This window comes from Corynebacterium bouchesdurhonense, assembly GCF_900078305.2.
GTDB lineage: Bacteria > Actinomycetota > Actinomycetes > Mycobacteriales > Mycobacteriaceae > Corynebacterium > Corynebacterium bouchesdurhonense.
Genome location: NZ_LT546023.1, coordinates 12906 through 28688 on the forward strand (window position 1 = coordinate 12906; position 15783 = coordinate 28688).

Annotated in this window: 14 protein-coding genes and 2 pseudogenes; 6 read left to right on the plus strand and 10 right to left on the minus strand. The window is 68.6% G+C overall.

Annotated features, from left to right (window positions below; genetic code table 11):
* Positions 1-40 precede the first annotated feature (40 nt).
* Together BN4252_RS00540 and BN4252_RS00545 are read left to right on the plus strand one after the other, a co-directional pair.
* Positions 41-1036, plus strand: coding sequence for a DUF418 domain-containing protein (locus BN4252_RS00540; protein ID WP_143341134.1), 996 nt, complete (start codon positions 41-43; stop codon positions 1034-1036).
* Positions 945-1817 carry a trypsin-like serine protease gene (locus tag BN4252_RS00545; protein WP_078056688.1) on the plus strand — a complete coding sequence of 291 codons (873 nt, stop codon included), beginning with the start codon at positions 945-947 and terminating at the stop codon, positions 1815-1817. Before BN4252_RS00540 ends, BN4252_RS00545 begins: the two co-directional genes overlap by 92 nt.
* Here BN4252_RS00545 and BN4252_RS00550 read toward each other — a convergent pair.
* The 3 genes and pseudogenes from BN4252_RS00550 to BN4252_RS00560 form a co-directional block, all read right to left on the minus strand.
* A pseudogene (locus BN4252_RS00550) lies at positions 1814-2428 on the minus strand (VWA domain-containing protein); the annotation flags it as partial. The gene BN4252_RS00545 and the pseudogene BN4252_RS00550 overlap by 4 nt on opposite strands.
* A gap of 180 nt (positions 2429-2608) precedes the next feature.
* Positions 2609-3934: pseudogene (locus tag BN4252_RS00555) on the minus strand (hypothetical protein); the annotation flags it as partial.
* Positions 3915-5312, minus strand: a complete 1398-nt coding sequence (locus BN4252_RS00560) for a MoxR family ATPase (protein ID WP_066524123.1) — start codon at positions 5310-5312, stop codon at positions 3915-3917. The pseudogene BN4252_RS00555 and the gene BN4252_RS00560, both read right to left, overlap by 20 nt.
* A gap of 129 nt (positions 5313-5441) precedes the next feature.
* On the opposite strand from BN4252_RS00560, the gene BN4252_RS00565 reads away from it, so the two are divergent.
* On the plus strand, positions 5442-5984 hold the full coding sequence (locus BN4252_RS00565) for a histidine phosphatase family protein (RefSeq protein ID WP_066524125.1): 543 nt from the start codon (positions 5442-5444) through the stop codon (positions 5982-5984).
* A complete protein-coding gene (locus BN4252_RS00570) occupies positions 5981-6673 on the plus strand; it encodes an SCO1664 family protein (protein ID WP_066524127.1) in 693 nt (230 codons plus the stop codon). Before BN4252_RS00565 ends, BN4252_RS00570 begins: the two co-directional genes overlap by 4 nt.
* A gap of 3 nt (positions 6674-6676) precedes the next feature.
* On the opposite strand, the gene BN4252_RS00575 is transcribed toward BN4252_RS00570, so the two are convergent.
* The 6 genes from BN4252_RS00575 to BN4252_RS00600 form a co-directional block, all read right to left on the minus strand.
* Positions 6677-7219, minus strand: coding sequence for a DUF488 domain-containing protein (locus BN4252_RS00575; RefSeq protein WP_066524129.1), 543 nt, complete (start codon positions 7217-7219; stop codon positions 6677-6679).
* 5 nt (positions 7220-7224) lie between these two features.
* Positions 7225-8340, minus strand: coding sequence for a hypothetical protein (locus tag BN4252_RS00580; protein ID WP_066524132.1), 1116 nt, complete (start codon positions 8338-8340; stop codon positions 7225-7227).
* A 63-nt stretch (positions 8341-8403) separates the two neighbouring features.
* Complete coding sequence (locus tag BN4252_RS00585; protein WP_143341135.1) at positions 8404-9510, minus strand: hypothetical protein; 1107 nt, start codon at positions 9508-9510, stop codon at positions 8404-8406.
* Between the two features lie 65 nt (positions 9511-9575).
* Positions 9576-10328: an ABC transporter ATP-binding protein gene (locus BN4252_RS00590; protein ID WP_066524138.1), complete on the minus strand. Its 753-nt coding sequence runs from the start codon at positions 10326-10328 to the stop codon at positions 9576-9578.
* A gap of 3 nt (positions 10329-10331) precedes the next feature.
* Positions 10332-11417: a FecCD family ABC transporter permease gene (locus BN4252_RS00595; protein WP_066524143.1), complete on the minus strand. Its 1086-nt coding sequence runs from the start codon at positions 11415-11417 to the stop codon at positions 10332-10334.
* A gap of 3 nt (positions 11418-11420) precedes the next feature.
* On the minus strand, positions 11421-12665 hold the full coding sequence (locus tag BN4252_RS00600; protein WP_230208525.1) for an ABC transporter substrate-binding protein: 1245 nt from the start codon (positions 12663-12665) through the stop codon (positions 11421-11423).
* Positions 12666-13051: 386 nt separating this feature from the next.
* On the opposite strand from BN4252_RS00600, the gene BN4252_RS11385 reads away from it, so the two are divergent.
* Positions 13052-13258 carry a DUF3072 domain-containing protein gene (locus BN4252_RS11385; RefSeq protein ID WP_066524225.1) on the plus strand — a complete coding sequence of 69 codons (207 nt, stop codon included), beginning with the start codon at positions 13052-13054 and terminating at the stop codon, positions 13256-13258.
* Between the two features lie 49 nt (positions 13259-13307).
* Here the strand turns inward: BN4252_RS11385 and ku are convergent, their stop codons facing one another.
* Positions 13308-14123: a non-homologous end joining protein Ku gene (ku, locus tag BN4252_RS00610; RefSeq protein ID WP_066524227.1), complete on the minus strand. Its 816-nt coding sequence runs from the start codon at positions 14121-14123 to the stop codon at positions 13308-13310.
* Positions 14124-14274: 151 nt separating this feature from the next.
* Here ku and BN4252_RS00615 point away from each other — a divergent pair, with 151 nt between their 5' ends.
* Positions 14275-15762 (plus strand): HNH endonuclease signature motif containing protein, encoded by a 1488-nt coding sequence (locus BN4252_RS00615; RefSeq protein WP_066524150.1) that lies wholly within the window; start codon positions 14275-14277, stop codon positions 15760-15762.
* Positions 15763-15783 lie beyond the last annotated feature (21 nt).

The window sequence follows — 15783 nt, forward strand, 5'->3', positions numbered from 1 at the left end:
TTAACGCCCTCGCAACATGGGCGTACCTAGCGTGTGCGCCATGCAGACGAGAGAGGGGCAGCGCGTGGTTGGCGTGGACGTGGCGAGGGCGGTCGCCGTGATAGCGATGATCGCCGCCCACCTGACGTACCCCGACGGGCTGGCTGCGGAGCTGCTCTTCGGGTTCCCGGCGGCGCTGTTCGCGTTCATCGCCGGGGTCTCGCTGGGCTTCATGGCGCGTGGCAGTGCCACGCCCGCGCACGTTGCGGTGCGCGGCGCGCTGGTGGCGGGGCTGGGGTGGCCGCTTTCGCTGGTCCCCACCGACATCGTCGTCGTGCTGCCCACGCTCGGCGTCTGCATGATCCTGCTGTGCCGCGCTCCCTGGTGGCAGTCGCGGTGGCTGGCCGTAGCGGCGCTGGCGCTGACCGGGGCATCGGGGCTTTCGGCGGAGCTGGGCGGCGCCACCGCGCCGGTGCTCGGCGGGCCGTACCCGCTGTGCATGTGGGCGGCGCTCATGGTGGCGGGGCTGCTGGCGCAGCGCCACGTGATCGGCAACCGGCGGCGCCTCGCCGCCTGCGCGGCCGTGGGTGGGCTGCTGCTCGCCGGGGACATCGCGGCCCGCTGGTACGCCGCCCTGCCGGCCTTCGCGGCGGCGCAGGGGCACACGGGCGGGGTGGTGGATGTGGTCGGCTCTGTGGGGGCGTCGATAAGCATCTGCTCCCTGTGCTGCCTCGTGGCGCACCCGCGGCAACGAGTGCTACCGCGCGTGGGCGCGATGCCGCTGACCCTCTACTGCCTGCACGTGCCCACCTCTCTGGTGCTCGGCGCGTGGGCGAGCGTGCTTGGCGCGTGCGCCCTGGCCAGCGTGTGGCTGGCGCTTTTCCCACGCGGCCCGGTGGAGGACGCGCTGCGGCGCACCACGGACGCGGTGGTCAACCTAACAACCAAGAAAAAGGAGAAGAACGATGAAACGCACCCCCTTCGCCCTTGCGGCGGCGGCAACCCTCAGCCTGGCGCAGCCGGCGCTGGCCATGGAGAGCAACACCTTCGCGGGTGACGCGCCCGAGGCCGCCCCCGTGGTGTCCGTGCGGGTGGACGACAGCGACCCGGACGAGGGCGTGTGCACCGGCACCGCCATCGATCCGCACTGGGTGATCACCGCGCGCCACTGTGTGGACGCCGCCGTCAAGCCCGGCGGCTCCGTGCGGACCGGGCAGGGTGACCTGCAGAAGGTGTACAAGGTGGACCGGCACGAGGTGGCGCCGCGCGGCGACATCGCCCTGCTGCACACCGAGCAAGAAATGCAGCTGGAGCGCTTCGCCGAGGTCGCGGATGAGCTGCCGTCCGGCGATGCCACCATCTACGGCTGGTCCAGCGACGGTTCCGGCGGCACCACGCGCCTGCCATCGGCGAAGGCGGAGGTGGAGGGCGAATCGGAGCTCGCGCTATACGACGCCCCGAGTGCACTGCGTGTGGGCCTCAAGCACGGCGCGCGCATCCAGCCGGGCGACTCCGGCGGCGCCGTGTTCTCCGGCGGGAAGGTCGCGGGCGTGATGTCCGCCGGCCTGTTCGAGGACCCGGACAACCCGACGGAGCGGGAGATGACCTCCAACGCGGCCGTGGCGGTGGCGCCGGTGGCGGACCAGGCGCAGGGGATCCGCGACGTGGGGGCGGGCGAGGCGGGTAGCGGCTCGGCGGGGGCTTCGGCGGCTGCCGCGGGCACCGCCACGCCGTGGTGGGTGTGGGCCGCCGCCGTGGTGGCGGCGGTGGGCGCGGCGGCGCTCGCCGCTGGTGCCGCCGGCGCTGCCGGCAAGCGCGGGGGCGCGGGGGCGGCCTAGCGCCGTAGGTACTCGCCCACCACGGCCCCGCCCAGCTCGCCGAGGTCGGGGGCCACCACGCGGGCGCCGGAGCGCTTCGCCAGGGCGTCGAGGAGGGCGATCAGCCCGGGGTGGTCCGCCAGCCGGAAGAAGGTGGTGCGGGCTCCGCGCTTGGTCACCTGGTCGAGTGCGTCGACGGTGCGGGCAAGCGTGATCCGGTCCGTGGGCCAGTTGAAGTGGGCCTCGCCCCACTCGGTGAGGATGGAGGTGGGTTCGCCGTCGGTGACGATGAGCAGGGTCGGCTCGTGGTTGACGTGCCGGGCGAAGAACTGGTCCGCCAACAGCAGCGCGTGCTGCAGGTTCGTGCCCTGCTCCTGGATCGGCGGCAGGGCGGTGAGCTCATCGATGGTCATCGTTTGGGCGTAGAGGCCGAAGCCGATGAGTGTCAGCTCGTCGTCGCGGAACTGGGTGGAGATGAGGTGGTGCAGCGCCAGGGCCGTCTGCTTCATCGGCGCCCAGCGGCCCTCCATGGCCATGGAGAAACTGGTGTCCACCAACAGCGCCACGGCGTTGCGGGTGCGCGCCTCGGTCTCCACCACCTCGATGTCCTCGAGTCCGATGCGCACGCCGCCGCCCGGCGTGCCCGCGCCGAGCCCGCCCGCGCCGAGCCCGCCCGCGCCGAGCCCACGAGACGGACTCCTATCTCGTATGCCGTCTTCCGCCTGACAAAAACATTATATTAATGAATAATGTCGTATCTTACTTTCCGTTTCAACTATTTACGGCCTGTAGCACACTCAGAGCTCGCCTGCGCCTGCCGCCCGCTGGATCGCGTTCGTGATGGTGCGTGTGGTGTCCCAGGGCGCGGTGTCGCCGAACTCCCACGCCCTCGTGCCGCCGGTGGGCTCCCCGGTCTGGCCGGCTAAGCGGGAGTCGCGGTTGCCGGGGGAGGGCAGGTGGGAGGTGGCGTTGCCAAGCAGCTCCTTGCCCAGCATCCGCATTGCCTTCGGCGAGAGCCGCAGCGTGCCCTGCTCGCCCTTGGCTATCATGCCGGAGTCGCGAAGCGCCTTCTCCAGGTCGCGCAGCGCTTTTGCGCTGGTGGCCGCGTCCTGGCCCAGCAGGTCGGCCACCTCGTCGAGGTCGATCTCGGGCCGCGCCGCGTTCATGGCCTCGGCCAGCTGGTCCAGCCGGCCCAGGTCGCGCATCGCGCGGGTGGCCTCGCCGAGGCCCATACCGTCCCCGTCGCCCTCGAAGGTCTCGGAGCCGGTCCAGTCCAGGTCGGGGCGGATGCCGCGCAGGTTCGCGTCGAGCTCCGCAACCAGGTTCAGCAGTTCCTCGGAGCCGAAGGCCTGCGCGGAGAGCTCCATCAGCTCGCGGCGCTGCTCCTCGGTCATCGAGTTGAGCAGGCGCTGCGCCGCCGCGGAGCGTTGCGCGATAAGCTCCACCAGCTCCTCGATCGTCCGCGGGTTCTCCGGGAACTGATCGCCGTGCTTGGCCATGAACTCGCGGAAATCGGCGTCCGTGGCCATGCCGGCGCGGTGCTTGCCCAGCAGCACGTTGAGGTCGCGCAGCATCTCGGCCACCGCCGCCCGGTCCGCGTCGGTGGCGTTCGCGAGCGCGTCCTTCATGCCGGTAAAGCGCTGGTCGAGCAGCTCGCGGCCCAGCAGATCCCGGATCTGGTCGAACTTCTCGCGGGCCTCGCCCGAGGCCCAATCGTAGCCACCCAGCTCGGTCACCGCGGCCGCCGGGGAGGCGGGCAGGTTGTCTAGCGTCAACTCGCGCATGGATCGATCCAGGTCATCCATGTCCACATCGCGCGCCAGCTGCCCGCGCTCGGCAAGGATGGCCTCGTCGAGGAGTGTGCGCACGCCGTTCAGGGTCCCGGCGAGGTTGTTCTTTTGGAGCATTGCTTGCCGACGCTCACTCAAGCGCGCCAACAAATCGTCATACCCCGCCATCGAATCGGCGCCCCGTCGCAGGTACTCGCGCAGCGCCTGCTCGGCGGAGTAGCCGAACATGACCTCGTCGGCGATGGCGCGCACCGCCTTGGCCAGGTCGGGCGGCGGGGCCAGCGGGTCCGGCCCCGGGGTGTACTTGCGGTAGTGCTGGAAGCGGGGCTTAACCATAGATGGTCTCACCCTCCCCGGAGTCTTTCGAGATCTTCTGGGTGAGGTAGAGCGCCTCCACCGCCAGCTCGATCGCTGCAGCCCGCTCGCCCTCGCTCTCGGCGGAGAAGGCGTGAGCGATGTCGTCGTAAAGCGAAGTGCTCAATTCCGGCAGTCCGGCGAGGAACTCCGCGGCGGTGACGGAGTCGCCGGTGGAGATGAAGGTCGAGCCGTCAAGCGCCTCGATGAGCGGGGCGAAGTCGAGGCCCCGGATGCGGCGGCGGACGGACTGCGCCACGGCGTTGCGCAGCAGGTACTCAAGCACGTCCCACTCGCGGCCCTCTTCGCCGTGCTCGAACTCGACCTTGCCGCCGAGCACGTCCACCGCGGCCTCCAGGTCCACCAGGCGCGCAACGGGGCCATCCTCGCCCCGCACCGCGGCGCGCCGGGTGGCGGAGGCGGCGACCGTCTCCGCGCCGGCGATGGCGAAGCGGGCGGATACGCCGGCGCGCTGGTTCACGGCCTCGGACTCGCGAAGCGCTCGGGTGAAGCGGGCCAGCGCCTCCATGATCACCTCGGGCACCTGGGCGGTGAGCTGGGCCTCTTGACGGATCACCGCTACCTCGTCCTCCAGCTCGACGGGGTAGTGGGTGCGGATCTCGGCGCCGAAGCGGTCTTTGAGCGGGGTGATGATGCGGCCGCGGTTGGTGTAGTCCTCCGGGTTTGCGCTGGCCACCACAACCACGTCCAGGGGCAGGCGCAGCATGTAGCCGCGGATCTGGATGTCCGCCTCCTCCATCACGTTGAGCATGGCCACCTGGATGCGCTCCGCCAGGTCCGGCAGCTCGTTGATGGCCACGATGCCGCGGTTAGAGCGGGGGATCAGGCCGTAGTGGATGGTTTCCGGGTCGCCCAGGCGGCGGCCCTCCGCCACGCGCATCGGGTCCACGTCGCCGATGAGGTCGGCCACCGAGGTGTCCGGGGTGGCCAGCTTCTCGGAGTAGCGGGCCGCGCGCGGGATCCACTCGATCTCCAGCGCGTCGCCCTCCTCCTCGATGCGGCGGCGGGTGGCGTCGGTGACCGGGTGCAGCGGGTGCTCGCGCAGCTCGGAGCCTTTGACGGCGGGCACGGAGGCGTCGAGAAGCAACGGCAACGGGCGAAGCAGGCGGGTTTTGCCCTGGCCGCGCTCGCCGAGCAGCACGATGTCGTGCCCGGCGATGATGGCGCGCTCCACCTGCGGCAGCACGGTGTGCTCGAGGCCGTGCAGGCCCGGCCACGGATCCTCGCCGGCGCGCAGCTTGGCTATCAGGTTGTCGCGCAGCTCCTCGCGCACCGTTTTGTACTGATAACCGGCGGCCTTGAGCTCGCCGAGGGTGGTGATTGCGGGCGGGGTGGTCGTCGCTTCAGTCATGCCGGCGGGGGTACGCCGGGGTTGTGGGGGGTGGGTGCCCGCCAATACGATGTAGTGACGTAACTACATGGGAAAGGGGTACTTCCGCCGCCTTGGCGTGCCGGTGTTCAATCCCTTTGGAGCAGTGGAATGACCATTATTTACCTCATTCGCCACGGCGAGACGCCCACCACCGGCAAGGTTCTCCCCGGGCGCGCGCCTGGCCTCCACCTTTCGGAGCGGGGGAGGGGGCAGGCGGAGGGCGTCGCCAAGCAGCTTGCTCTCGTGGACGCGGTGTATGCCTCGCCCCTCGAGCGCGCCCGCGAGACCGCGACGCCCACGTGCGCGCGCTTCGAAAAGGAGCTTTTGCTTGACGACGCTCTCCTCGAAGCCGATTTCGGCGAATGGACAGGAAAGTCGCTGACTGAGCTTGCGAAACTGCCCGAGTGGCAGGTGGTGCAAAAGCGGCCGGGCGAGTTCCGTTTCCCGGGCGGGGAATCCTTCGTGGAGATGCAGGAGCGCGTGGTGGAGGGCGTGCGCGCGATCGCGGCGTGCCACCCGGGCGAGGTGGTTGCCTGCTTCACGCACGCCGACCCGATCAAGGCGGCGCTCGCGCACTTCACAGGGCGGGGTTGGGGCGCGTTCCAGTCGATTCCTGCGGAGCCGTGCTCCATCTCGGAGCTTGAGCTGTGAACACCATCGAGCTGCTCCAACACGGCGAAGTCGGTTTCGTCGGTCAGCTCGCGGAGTCGTCGAACCTCACCGTGCTGGTCGACCTCACGCTCGGAGAGGATTACTGCTGGGGCATCTTCAAGCCGCAAGCCGGAGAGCGCTACCTCCACGACTTCGAGCCCGGATTGTGGCGGCGCGAGCGGGCCGCGTACCTGCTCAGCGAGTGGCTGGGCTGGAACCTAGTGCCGCCGACGGTGGTGCGCGAGATCGAGCCGCTGGGTGTGGGGTCGCTGCAGTACTACGTGGACAACGACGGCTCGCACTACTTTCCGCTCTACGAGACGCGCGCCGACCTGCACCCCCAGTTCCTGCGAATGGCGGTGTTCGACCTGCTGGTGAATAACACCGACCGCAAGTCGGGCCACGTCTTGCTGGGGCCTGGCGACCGTGTATTCGGCATCGACCAGGGCCTCTGCTTCCACCGGGATCCGAAGCTGCGCACCGTCATTTGGGATTTCGCCCACGAGGCGATCCCGGACGAGCTGGTGGCGGCGGTGGAGCCGCTGGTGGAGGAGGTGCCGGGGGAGGTGGCGGAGCTACTGGCGCCGGAAGAGGTCGCGGCGCTGCGTTCCCGGGCGTCGCGGATCGTGCGGCTGCCGTGGCTGCCGGAGCCCCAATCGGAGTTCCCGTACCCCTGGCCGCTGGTATAGGGCTCAGTCCCGCGCCGGGTAGCGAACGAGGAGGTCGTCGCCGATCACGGCGCCGTCGTTAAGCTTTGCACTGCTTATCGACGCACCGTCGGACCGCAGCCCCATGATGTGCTGTACATCGTCCCCGTGGGCGAGGAGGTGGTCGGCGATGATTCGGCGGTGGCAGCGCCACCACACCGCCTCGGAGCACATGATGGCGGTTGGGGTCTCGGCGGCGTGCTGGCGCAGCTCGGCCAGCGCCTCGGCGAATTCCTGGCCCAGCGCGTGGTCGGCGTAGTTGTGGAAGCTGCGGTTTTGCCAGTTGGCGTTCACGTCGAACGGCACCGTCTTGGACACGTTGCGCCGCCCCGCCAGCCCTGCGCTCTTGCCGTAGGTGATGCCGCGCGCGGGCAGGTGCTCGGCGAGGGAGTCGTCGTTGAACCAGGGGTACTTTTTCGAGCCGGTGAGTTTGCGAACGTCGATAAGCGATTGCACCCCGGCTGCATCAAGCAGCCGGGTGAACTCGTCGAGCTCGAGGTTGGAGTGGCCGACCGTGAAAATACGCATGGGGGCTACGGTACGTCCACGCTGTAGTCTGGGCCGACCCGCACCGCGCCGAGCGGCATGCCGGCATCGGTGGGGTACCACAAGCCGTCCTGGTCAACGGTGAGCGTGACGCGCTGGCCCACACGGTCCGCCCACTCCAAACCATCGGTGTGGGTGCGGCCGCTGGCCATCGTCTCCCGCATGCCCAGCGCTGCGTACTCCTGGCGGTTGGTCACGTACTCGGTGAGCTTCTTGCCGGTCACGTCCTGTGGCGAGTCGAACCAGAGCACGTAGTAGACGCTCTGCGGGTCCTCGCCGTTGGGCATGCCGCGGCCGCTGCCGGCTTGGAGCTCCGCACCGGTCACGGCGCGCACGGTGCCGGTGAGCTGGACTTGGCCCGCGGCCGGGGCGGCTGCGGAAGTGGCGTTGGCGTTGGCCGCGCGCGGGTTCGACGGCAGGGCCTGGGTGGTCAGCTCGCCGAGCTCGAGCGGCTGGCGGTCCTGCGTGGGGGTCCAGATGACCAGTTGGCGGTCCGCGGGCGGGGAGGGGGTGTACCCCTGCCCGCCGGAGGTGTTTGCCAGGCTGGTGCCGTCGAGGGTGAACAGCACGGCCGTCTCGGTGGTGCCGGTGGACATCGAGTCCACCTGGTAGAGCCCGGTGCCGTCGGCTGCGGCATCCACGCGCGTGCGCGAGCCGCCGGCGCCGCGCGCGCCCGAGATCAGCACGTCCGTGGACGCGACCGCCTTGCCGTTCTCCCCGATGGTGAAGACGATCACGGGGCTGAACTCCTCCGATTCCACCTTGAGCAGGAGCTCGGGCGCGCCGCCGCCCGTCGCCTCCACCAGGGCGTAGCTATAGAAGCCCGTTGGCTGGTAGGACGCGGCGGGGTTCACCGGGTAGTCGCCGGGGTGATCGAGCACGTACTCGTACTCGCGCTTCCACGCCGACGCGGCGTCGCCCCGCTGCCGGGCGGTGGTGGGCTGCGCTTCGGCACTGCTTGCCGCGGAAGTGGTCTTCGCCGTGGTCTGAGCCAGGGAGGTAAAGGAGGCGTCGGCGGTGTCCGTGGAGTCCCCGCCGCACGCCGCGAGCGGGGCGGCGGCGAGTGCGGCCGCGGTGACGGCTGCTGCGCTGCGACGATGCATGCGCCCCAGGCTACCCGCCCGCGAGGTGCCGGGAGCGAGGTGCCGGGAGCGAGGCGCCGGGAGCTAGTCCAAGACAGCGTACGTGTCGTCGTCGCCCGCCCACACGGCGCCGAGCGGCATGGAGGTATCGGAGGGGAAGTAGATTGTGTTCTGGTCCTTCACAAACACCATGCGTTTGCCCACGTACGCCTCCCACTCGGGGTGCCTCTCGTGCGTCTTGCCGTTGGCCCAGTACTCGCGGCTGCCCAGAGCGATGTACTCGACTTCCCTGGTCAGAGTTTCCACGTTCTTCCGGCCGGTGACCTGCATCGGCGAGTCCAGCCACAGCAGGAAGTACTCGCTGTCCGGGGACTCGCCGCTGGGCATTCCTCGGCCGAGCGGCGCCATCAGCTCCGCGCCGGTCTTGCGCACCACGGTGCCGGTGAACTGCACCTGGCCCGGTCCCGCCGTGAGGCTGCTGCCCGCACCCGCGGTGCCGGCGGCGGCGCCGAGCGGGGCGACGGTGAGCGTGCCCTCGGTCAGCGGCTGCCGGTTATAAATGTCCACCCAGTCGATGCCGAGGTACTCCGAGCCCGGCGCGTCCTTATTAATGTCCCTCTCGCCCGTCTTGGACAGCGATGTCCCGTCGAGCACGAAGTGGCGCGACAGCGCCTGGCTGCTGCGGGAGGAGCCGCTGATTTGGTACAGGCCGTTGCCGTCTTCCGCCGCCCACACCGTCTCGCGCGCCGCGCCGTCGCCCGGGGTGCCAATGATCAGCACGTCCGTGGTGGCCACCGCCTTGCCATCGGTCCCGATGGTGAAAACGATCACGGGGTTGGTGTGGCCCTGGCCCACGGCGAGCAGCAGCTCGGGCGTGCCGCCGCCGGTGGCTTCGACAATGGCGTACTTCGACGCTCCGCCGGGGGTGTACTGCGCCGCGGAATTCACCGGGTAATCGTCCGGATGCTCGAGCACCCACTCGTACTCGCGCTTCCACGCCGCCCCGGTGTCGGCCGGCCGATCGGCGCTCGGCTCGGTGGCCTGCGGCGCCGAGCTCGTTTCGCTTCCCGCGGCTTGCATCGACGTGAACCGGGCGGTGTCCTGCGCCGCGTCGGGCGCGCCCCCGCCGCAGCCGGCCGCAAGGAGCGCGGCGCCCACCATTCCCAGCGCGATCGCGCGTTGTGCATGCATGCGCTCACTGTATACGGATTCCGGGGGAGAGGCAGTTGCTTATCGACGCCCCCTTTACACCGGCCCTACACCGGACAGATCACCGGCACACCGGCGTCATCCAGCACGCGGGCGCGGATGCCGTAGACCTCCTCGAGCAGGTCGGGGGTGAGTACCGCCTGGGGCGTGTCGTGGGCGATGGCGCGGCCCGCCTTGACCACCAGCAGCTCGTCGCAGAAGCGGGCAGCCAGGTTCAAGTCGTGGATGGCCACGAGCGCGAGCCGGTCGGTGCCGACGGCCTCCGCCCGCACGATGTCCAAGAGGGCCACCTGGTGCTTGAGGTCGAGCGCTGAGGTGGGTTCGTCGAGAAGCATGGCGCTCGGCCCCCGCACGAGCATCTGCGCACCCGCCACGAGCTGGCGCTGGCCGCCCGACATGTCGGAGACGAGGCGGTCAGCCAGGTGCGTGATGCCAAGGCGGTCCATGATCGCGGCGGTGCGCTCCACCGGGTCCCAGTTGGCCACGCCGCGGCGGCGCGCGGAGACCATGATCGACTCGAACGCGGTCAGGGAGGCGCTGCTGAGCAGGTCCTGGGGCACGTAGCCGACGGCCTCCACGCGCGCCTTGCCGGTGAGTTCGGCGCCGCCGTCGGTGATGGCCACCGCGCCCTCCGCGGGCTTCTTAATGCCGGCGATCGTCTTCACCAGCGTGGACTTACCGGCGGCGTTCGGCCCGATCAGCCCGACAACCTTGCCCGGCTCGAGGGGGCCGAACGTCATGGAGTGCAGGATGGTCGTGCGCCCGTACTGCACCGTGAGATTATCCGCACGAACTGACATAACTTACGCGCTCCTTCGGCGTGCCCGGGTGAAGATGAGGAAGACGAAGAACGGCACGCCCACCAGCGAGGTGATGATGCCGATCGGGATCGCCAGGCCCGGGATGATCGAGAGCGACACCGCGTAGGCCATGCTCAGCAGCATCGCGCCGGCCGCGGCGGCGCCGGGCAGAAAGTACTTCTGGTCCTCGCCCACCAGCATGCGGGCGACGTGCGGGCCCACCAGGCCGATGAAGCCGATGATGCCCGTGAACGCCACCGCGGACGCCGCCAGGAAGGACGCCACCAGCAGGGTGGTGAGGCGGAGGCGCTTGACGTCGATGCCCAGGGCGGCGGCGCGGTCGTCCCCGAGCCGCAGGGCGGTCAGGCGCCACGCGTTCGCGGCGCAGAAGGGGATGGCGGCAAGCAGCACCACCGCCAGGATGGCGTTGGCCGTCCAGTTGGCCCGCTGCATCGAGCCCATGGTCCAGAACACGATCTGCTGCAGCGCCTCGATGTTGGCGCTGTACTGCAGCAGGGAGAGCAGGGCCTGGAAGAAGAAGGACAGGGCGATGCCCAGCAGGATCATCGACTCCGCGGTGGCGCCGCGCCACACCGAGGCCAGCGCCACGATCGCCACGGCGATGAGCGCCGAGATCGCCGCCGTGAGCGCGAGGTTGAACTGCGGGTTGTCAATGAGCGTCCAGCCCATGACGATGGACAGCGCCGCGCCGAACGCGGCCGCCGCCGAGATGCCGAGGGTGAACGGCTCCGCCAGCGGGTTGTCCAGGATGGTCTGCATCTGCGCGCCGGCGAGGCCGAGCGCGGCGCCGCACAGCACGGCCATCACGGCCGCCGGCAGGCGCAGGGTGCGGATCACCACCTGCGTCTGGGCGTCCACCTGCTCGGGGCGGAACACCGCGTTGAACACGTCGGCGATGGAGATGTCGAGCGGTCCGACGATGACCGCGACCAGGAAACTCGCAAAGACCGCGATCAAAAGCCCCACAATCGCGAGCGCCTTGTGGCGCCCGCGCTTGCGGTAGCTGTCGATCGCGGCTTGGCGAGCATCCACGGCCGGTTCAGGCGCCGCGGATACGTGCGAAGTCATGCGTTAGCTTTCCTCCGGGTGGGCCGGGTCGATGAAGAACTCGCCGCTGTACTCGAACGGCATCCACTCCTTGTGGAAGTCCTTGAAATCCTGGGTGGGGTTAAGGTCCTTGAACTCCTCCGGGTGGATCCACTTCGCAAACGCCTCGAGGGCGAACACGTTGAAGGGGTTGTCGTAGAACTGGTGGTACACGGCGAAGTAGTTGCCGTTCTTCGGAGCGTCGAGGAGATCCAGGCCGGGCTGCTGCAGCGGGCCGTCGCACGACTCAAGGGCGAGCTCGGGGGAGGACTGGTAGCCCAGCTCCACGTGGCGGAAGGCATCAGTCTTGTTCGGGTCGCGCGCCCATTCGCCGCCGGTGACGATGAGCTTCTCCGGGTTCAGCTCGACAAGCTTCTCCACGGTGATGGTCGTGTTCTCCGTGCCCAGGACTTCGGGGCCGAGGTTGTGGCCGCCCGCGGCGGTAACCAGGGTGCCCAGGTGCGCGTCGCCGGCGACGGCACAGCAATCGGTGTAGCCGGCCGCAGTCCACAGCAGCACGTCGGGCTTGTCCGCGATCTTGGATGCGCGGTCGGTGATGTCCTTGACCTTTGCGGTGTAGAACTCGTTGTACTTCTTTGCGCGCTCCGGCTGGCCCAGGAGGTCGCCCAGGAGCGTCATGGAGACGGTGGTGTTCTCCAGCGGCTTCTGGCGGAAGTCGATGAAGGCGTAGGTGATGCCGGCCTTGTCCATGTCGGAGATCAAGCCGCTTTCCTCCACCGCCTTCTTCTGGTCCAGCGTCATGATGACCACGTCCGGATCCTGGGCGAGCAGGTTTTCAACCGTGACGTCGCCCTTCTGGATGGCGCCGATCACCGGCATGTCCTTGGCGTCCGGCTGCACCTCGAAGAGCTTGTCGCGGAACGAGGGGGCGGCCTTCTCCAGGTCCTGGCCGTACGCCACGACGTTGTCCAGGGGGTGCTCTTGCAGCAGGGCGGTGGCGTAGGCCGCGCGGCCCTCGGCGAGCACGATGCGGTCAGGCTGCTCCTCGAACTCCAGTTTGCGGCCCGCGGCGTCGGTCACCGTGATGGCGCCGTCTGCGGCGCGCGGTTTGGAGCTCGCCCCATTGGCGTCGGCCTGTGCCGCGGTGGTTGCGCTGTTGGCGTTTTGCGCGTTGTCAGCGTTATTTGCGTTGTCCGCGCACGCCGTGAGCCCGGCCGCGGTCAGGAACGCGACGGCAGCGGCGCCAATTCTGTGTGAAAGCTTCAACACTTCCCCTTATGTCGATCAAGTTAGCCTAAGCTAATCGGCAGGAACGGGTCCAACAGTAAGGTAAGCCTAAACTTCTGTCAAGCACCCGCGGGCGGGCTCACGGCGTGCGCGGACAACGCAAATAACGCTGACAACGCGCAAAACGCCAACAGCGCGCGGGCGGGAGGGATGGGTGGCGGTGGGGAAAGCGGAAGGGGGCGGGATTTGGGTAGCATGACGCTATGACTGAGTCCGTGAATCCCCAGAGCACCCCTATCGAACCGCCGCTCGAGCCCCCGTATGACCCGGAGATCGACGGCCCCGAGCAGCCCGGAAGCCTCGACAACCAGCCCGCCGTCGACGGCCAGCAGGCCGCGGCGGGGCAGGAGGCCGCGGCGGGGCAGGAGATGCTCGGCGCCACCGGCGACGCTCGGGACGGCAACCTGGAAAAGGACCCGTCCGAGTGGGTATCGGGCGACCAGCCGGCCACCGAGGCGCAGAAGTCCTACATTGATACGCTGGCCAAGCAGGCGGGCGAGCAGATCCCGGCCGACCTGACCAAGGCCGAGGCGTCGCAGCACATCGATCGCCTGAAGAAGATCACAGGTAACTAGGTTCCGGGAGGGTGGCGGCGGCGGGGGTGCGTCGCCAAGCAAAAGCCCCCTAAGCGCTGTCCTTCTTGGACCGCTTGTCCAACGAGGCCTTGAGCGCGGCCATGAGGTCGACCACGTCCGCGTCGTCCTCCGCCTGCTCGGGCTGCTCGCCGAAGGTGGCTTCGGTGTCGATCGTGTCGCCCTGCTCGAACTTCGCGTCGATGAGTTTGCGCAGCTCAAGCTGGTAATCGTCCTCGAACTCCTCCGGCGTGAAGTCGGAAGCGTAGGACTTGACCAGCTGCGCCGAGAGCTCCATCTCCTTGTCTGAAATTTTGGCGCGGGACTTGGTTCCCTTGAACTCCCCGTCAAAATCCAGCTCACGGATCTCGTCGGCCCACATCATCCCTTGCAACACAATCACCTTGCCCACCACGCGCAACACGCCGAGGCGGGTCTTCTGGCGCAGCGCGAAGCGGACCACGGCGATCAGCTCCGAATCCTCCAGCGTCTGGCGAAGCAGCAGGTACGACTTCGGCGTCTTACCCTCCGGCGCCAGGTAGTAGGACTTCTCCAGCATGAGCGGGTCAATCTGATTGGCGGGCACGAACTGCACCACCTCAATTTCGTCGTTGTCCGCCTCCGGCAGCGTCGCAAAATCCTCGTCCGTGAGCACGACAGTGTCGCCGTCCTCCTCGAACGCCTTGTCAATGTGCTTGTACTCCACCTTCTCGCCGCATACCTCGCAACGCCGCTCGTACCGGATGCGGCCGCCGTCCTTGTCGTGGACCTGGTGGAAGGACAGGTCATGATCCTCGGTCGCCCCGTACGCCTTGACGGGAACATTGACGAGGCCGAACGTGACGGAGCCGGACCAAATTGCGCGCATGCGCACCATCTTAGCTGGGCTTTTGCTTCTCGACGCCCCCTTTCGACCGCACGTAAAAATGCTAGAAAAAAGTTTCGGTTTACTGTTGACTCTACGGAGTTTAACAGGTAACTTTAGGAGTGCTCAAGGCGAATGGGGAGGAGGGGTGCAGATGCTATCTGTTGAGAGCTACGTGGATGAGGTTGAGCGTGGTCTTACCGGGTTGCTATCGGTTTTCGATGACCCCTCGTCCGTTCAATTTGCCGGCGTGATGCACGCCATGGAGCGGCTTGAACGGGCTGTGGCCGCGAAGACGTACCTCGATGCCGCGTTCGCCTATATATGCGAACGGAATGACGCGGGCCGCGAGGTGGGGTCACCGTACGCCGCCGAGTATCTGAAGGAGCGCCTCGGCCTCTCCGCCTCTGAGGCGTACGACAGGTTGGGTCGCGGCCGGCAGCTTTTCGCGCCACCGGCCCCGCCCGAGCCGCCCGCCGGGGGCGCACAAGGCGGGGAAGAAGAGACGCTGGACTTCGGCGGCGGGAGCGACGCGGGACAGGAGAAGAAGCAGCAGGAGAAGGAACGGCAGGAGAAGGCGCGGAAGAATTCGCGCGACCTCTCCGCGGAGAAGGCGCGAATCATTCAGCGCTGCCTGAAGGCGCTCACGGCGGAGGCGGCATCTGAGCGGACCTCGATTTTGGAGAAGGCCACCGAGGCGGCCAAGCTGCGCTCCCCGGAGGACCTGCGCAAATACGTTGAGCGGCTCGTGGCCAACGCGAACCGCAAGCACAGGCCCGCGGCGAACCCGAACGCAGCTTGGGACCAGCGCACCCTCTTCTTCCAGCAGGACGAGGCGAGCGGTAAGTACCGGATCACCATCGACACCACGGCAGGCATCTTCGCGCTGCTGAAGGCGCACGTGGACGCAGGCTTGCCGGCGAACTCCAACGCGGGCGCCGGCAGCGGGGAGCGCGACTACCGCACCCCGGGCCAGCGTCGTCACGACGAGCTGGTGCACATCCTGCAGAACTGGGAGCGCCACCGCCAGTCAGACCGCGGCGGGGCGGCATCGTTGATCATCTCGGTCACCGCGGATGATCTGGCGGGCGCTGACCCGACCTCCTCGTTCCAGACCAACGTGGGGGTCAACCTCCCCCCTGCCGAAATGATGCGCCTGGGTCTGAACGGCCAGGATTTTGTCCTCCAACTGGACTCCGTCACCGGCCTGCCGCTGTCGCTCGGCCGGACCCGCCTGGCCAACGTGTACCAGCGCATCGCGCTGCTGGCCCTGCAGGGGGTCTGCGCCTGGGAGGGCTGCACCCGCCCAATGTCAGAGCTAGAGGTTCACCATCTCCACGCTTACAGCCACGGCGGCGACACGGACCTAGCCAACCTCATTGGCCTGTGCCGGACCCACCACCGCGCAAACAACGACCATCGGGACTGCCGCGACGGGCGCCGCCACGTCGACCGGGACCCGGGAGGCAGCGGGGAAGTGGGAGTGGTGCACGCCGACGGGTCGATGCACTTCAACCAGACTCAGGGCCACACCGACTCCGCGGGCTACAAGCTCAGGCACCGCCCGGGCGGGTCGGCAACCGGGACGGCGCGGGCCGCCGCCCCGCCGGACCCCGTGCTCTTCCCGCCGCCCCCGAGCTGAGAACCGCGATGGTTGATGCAG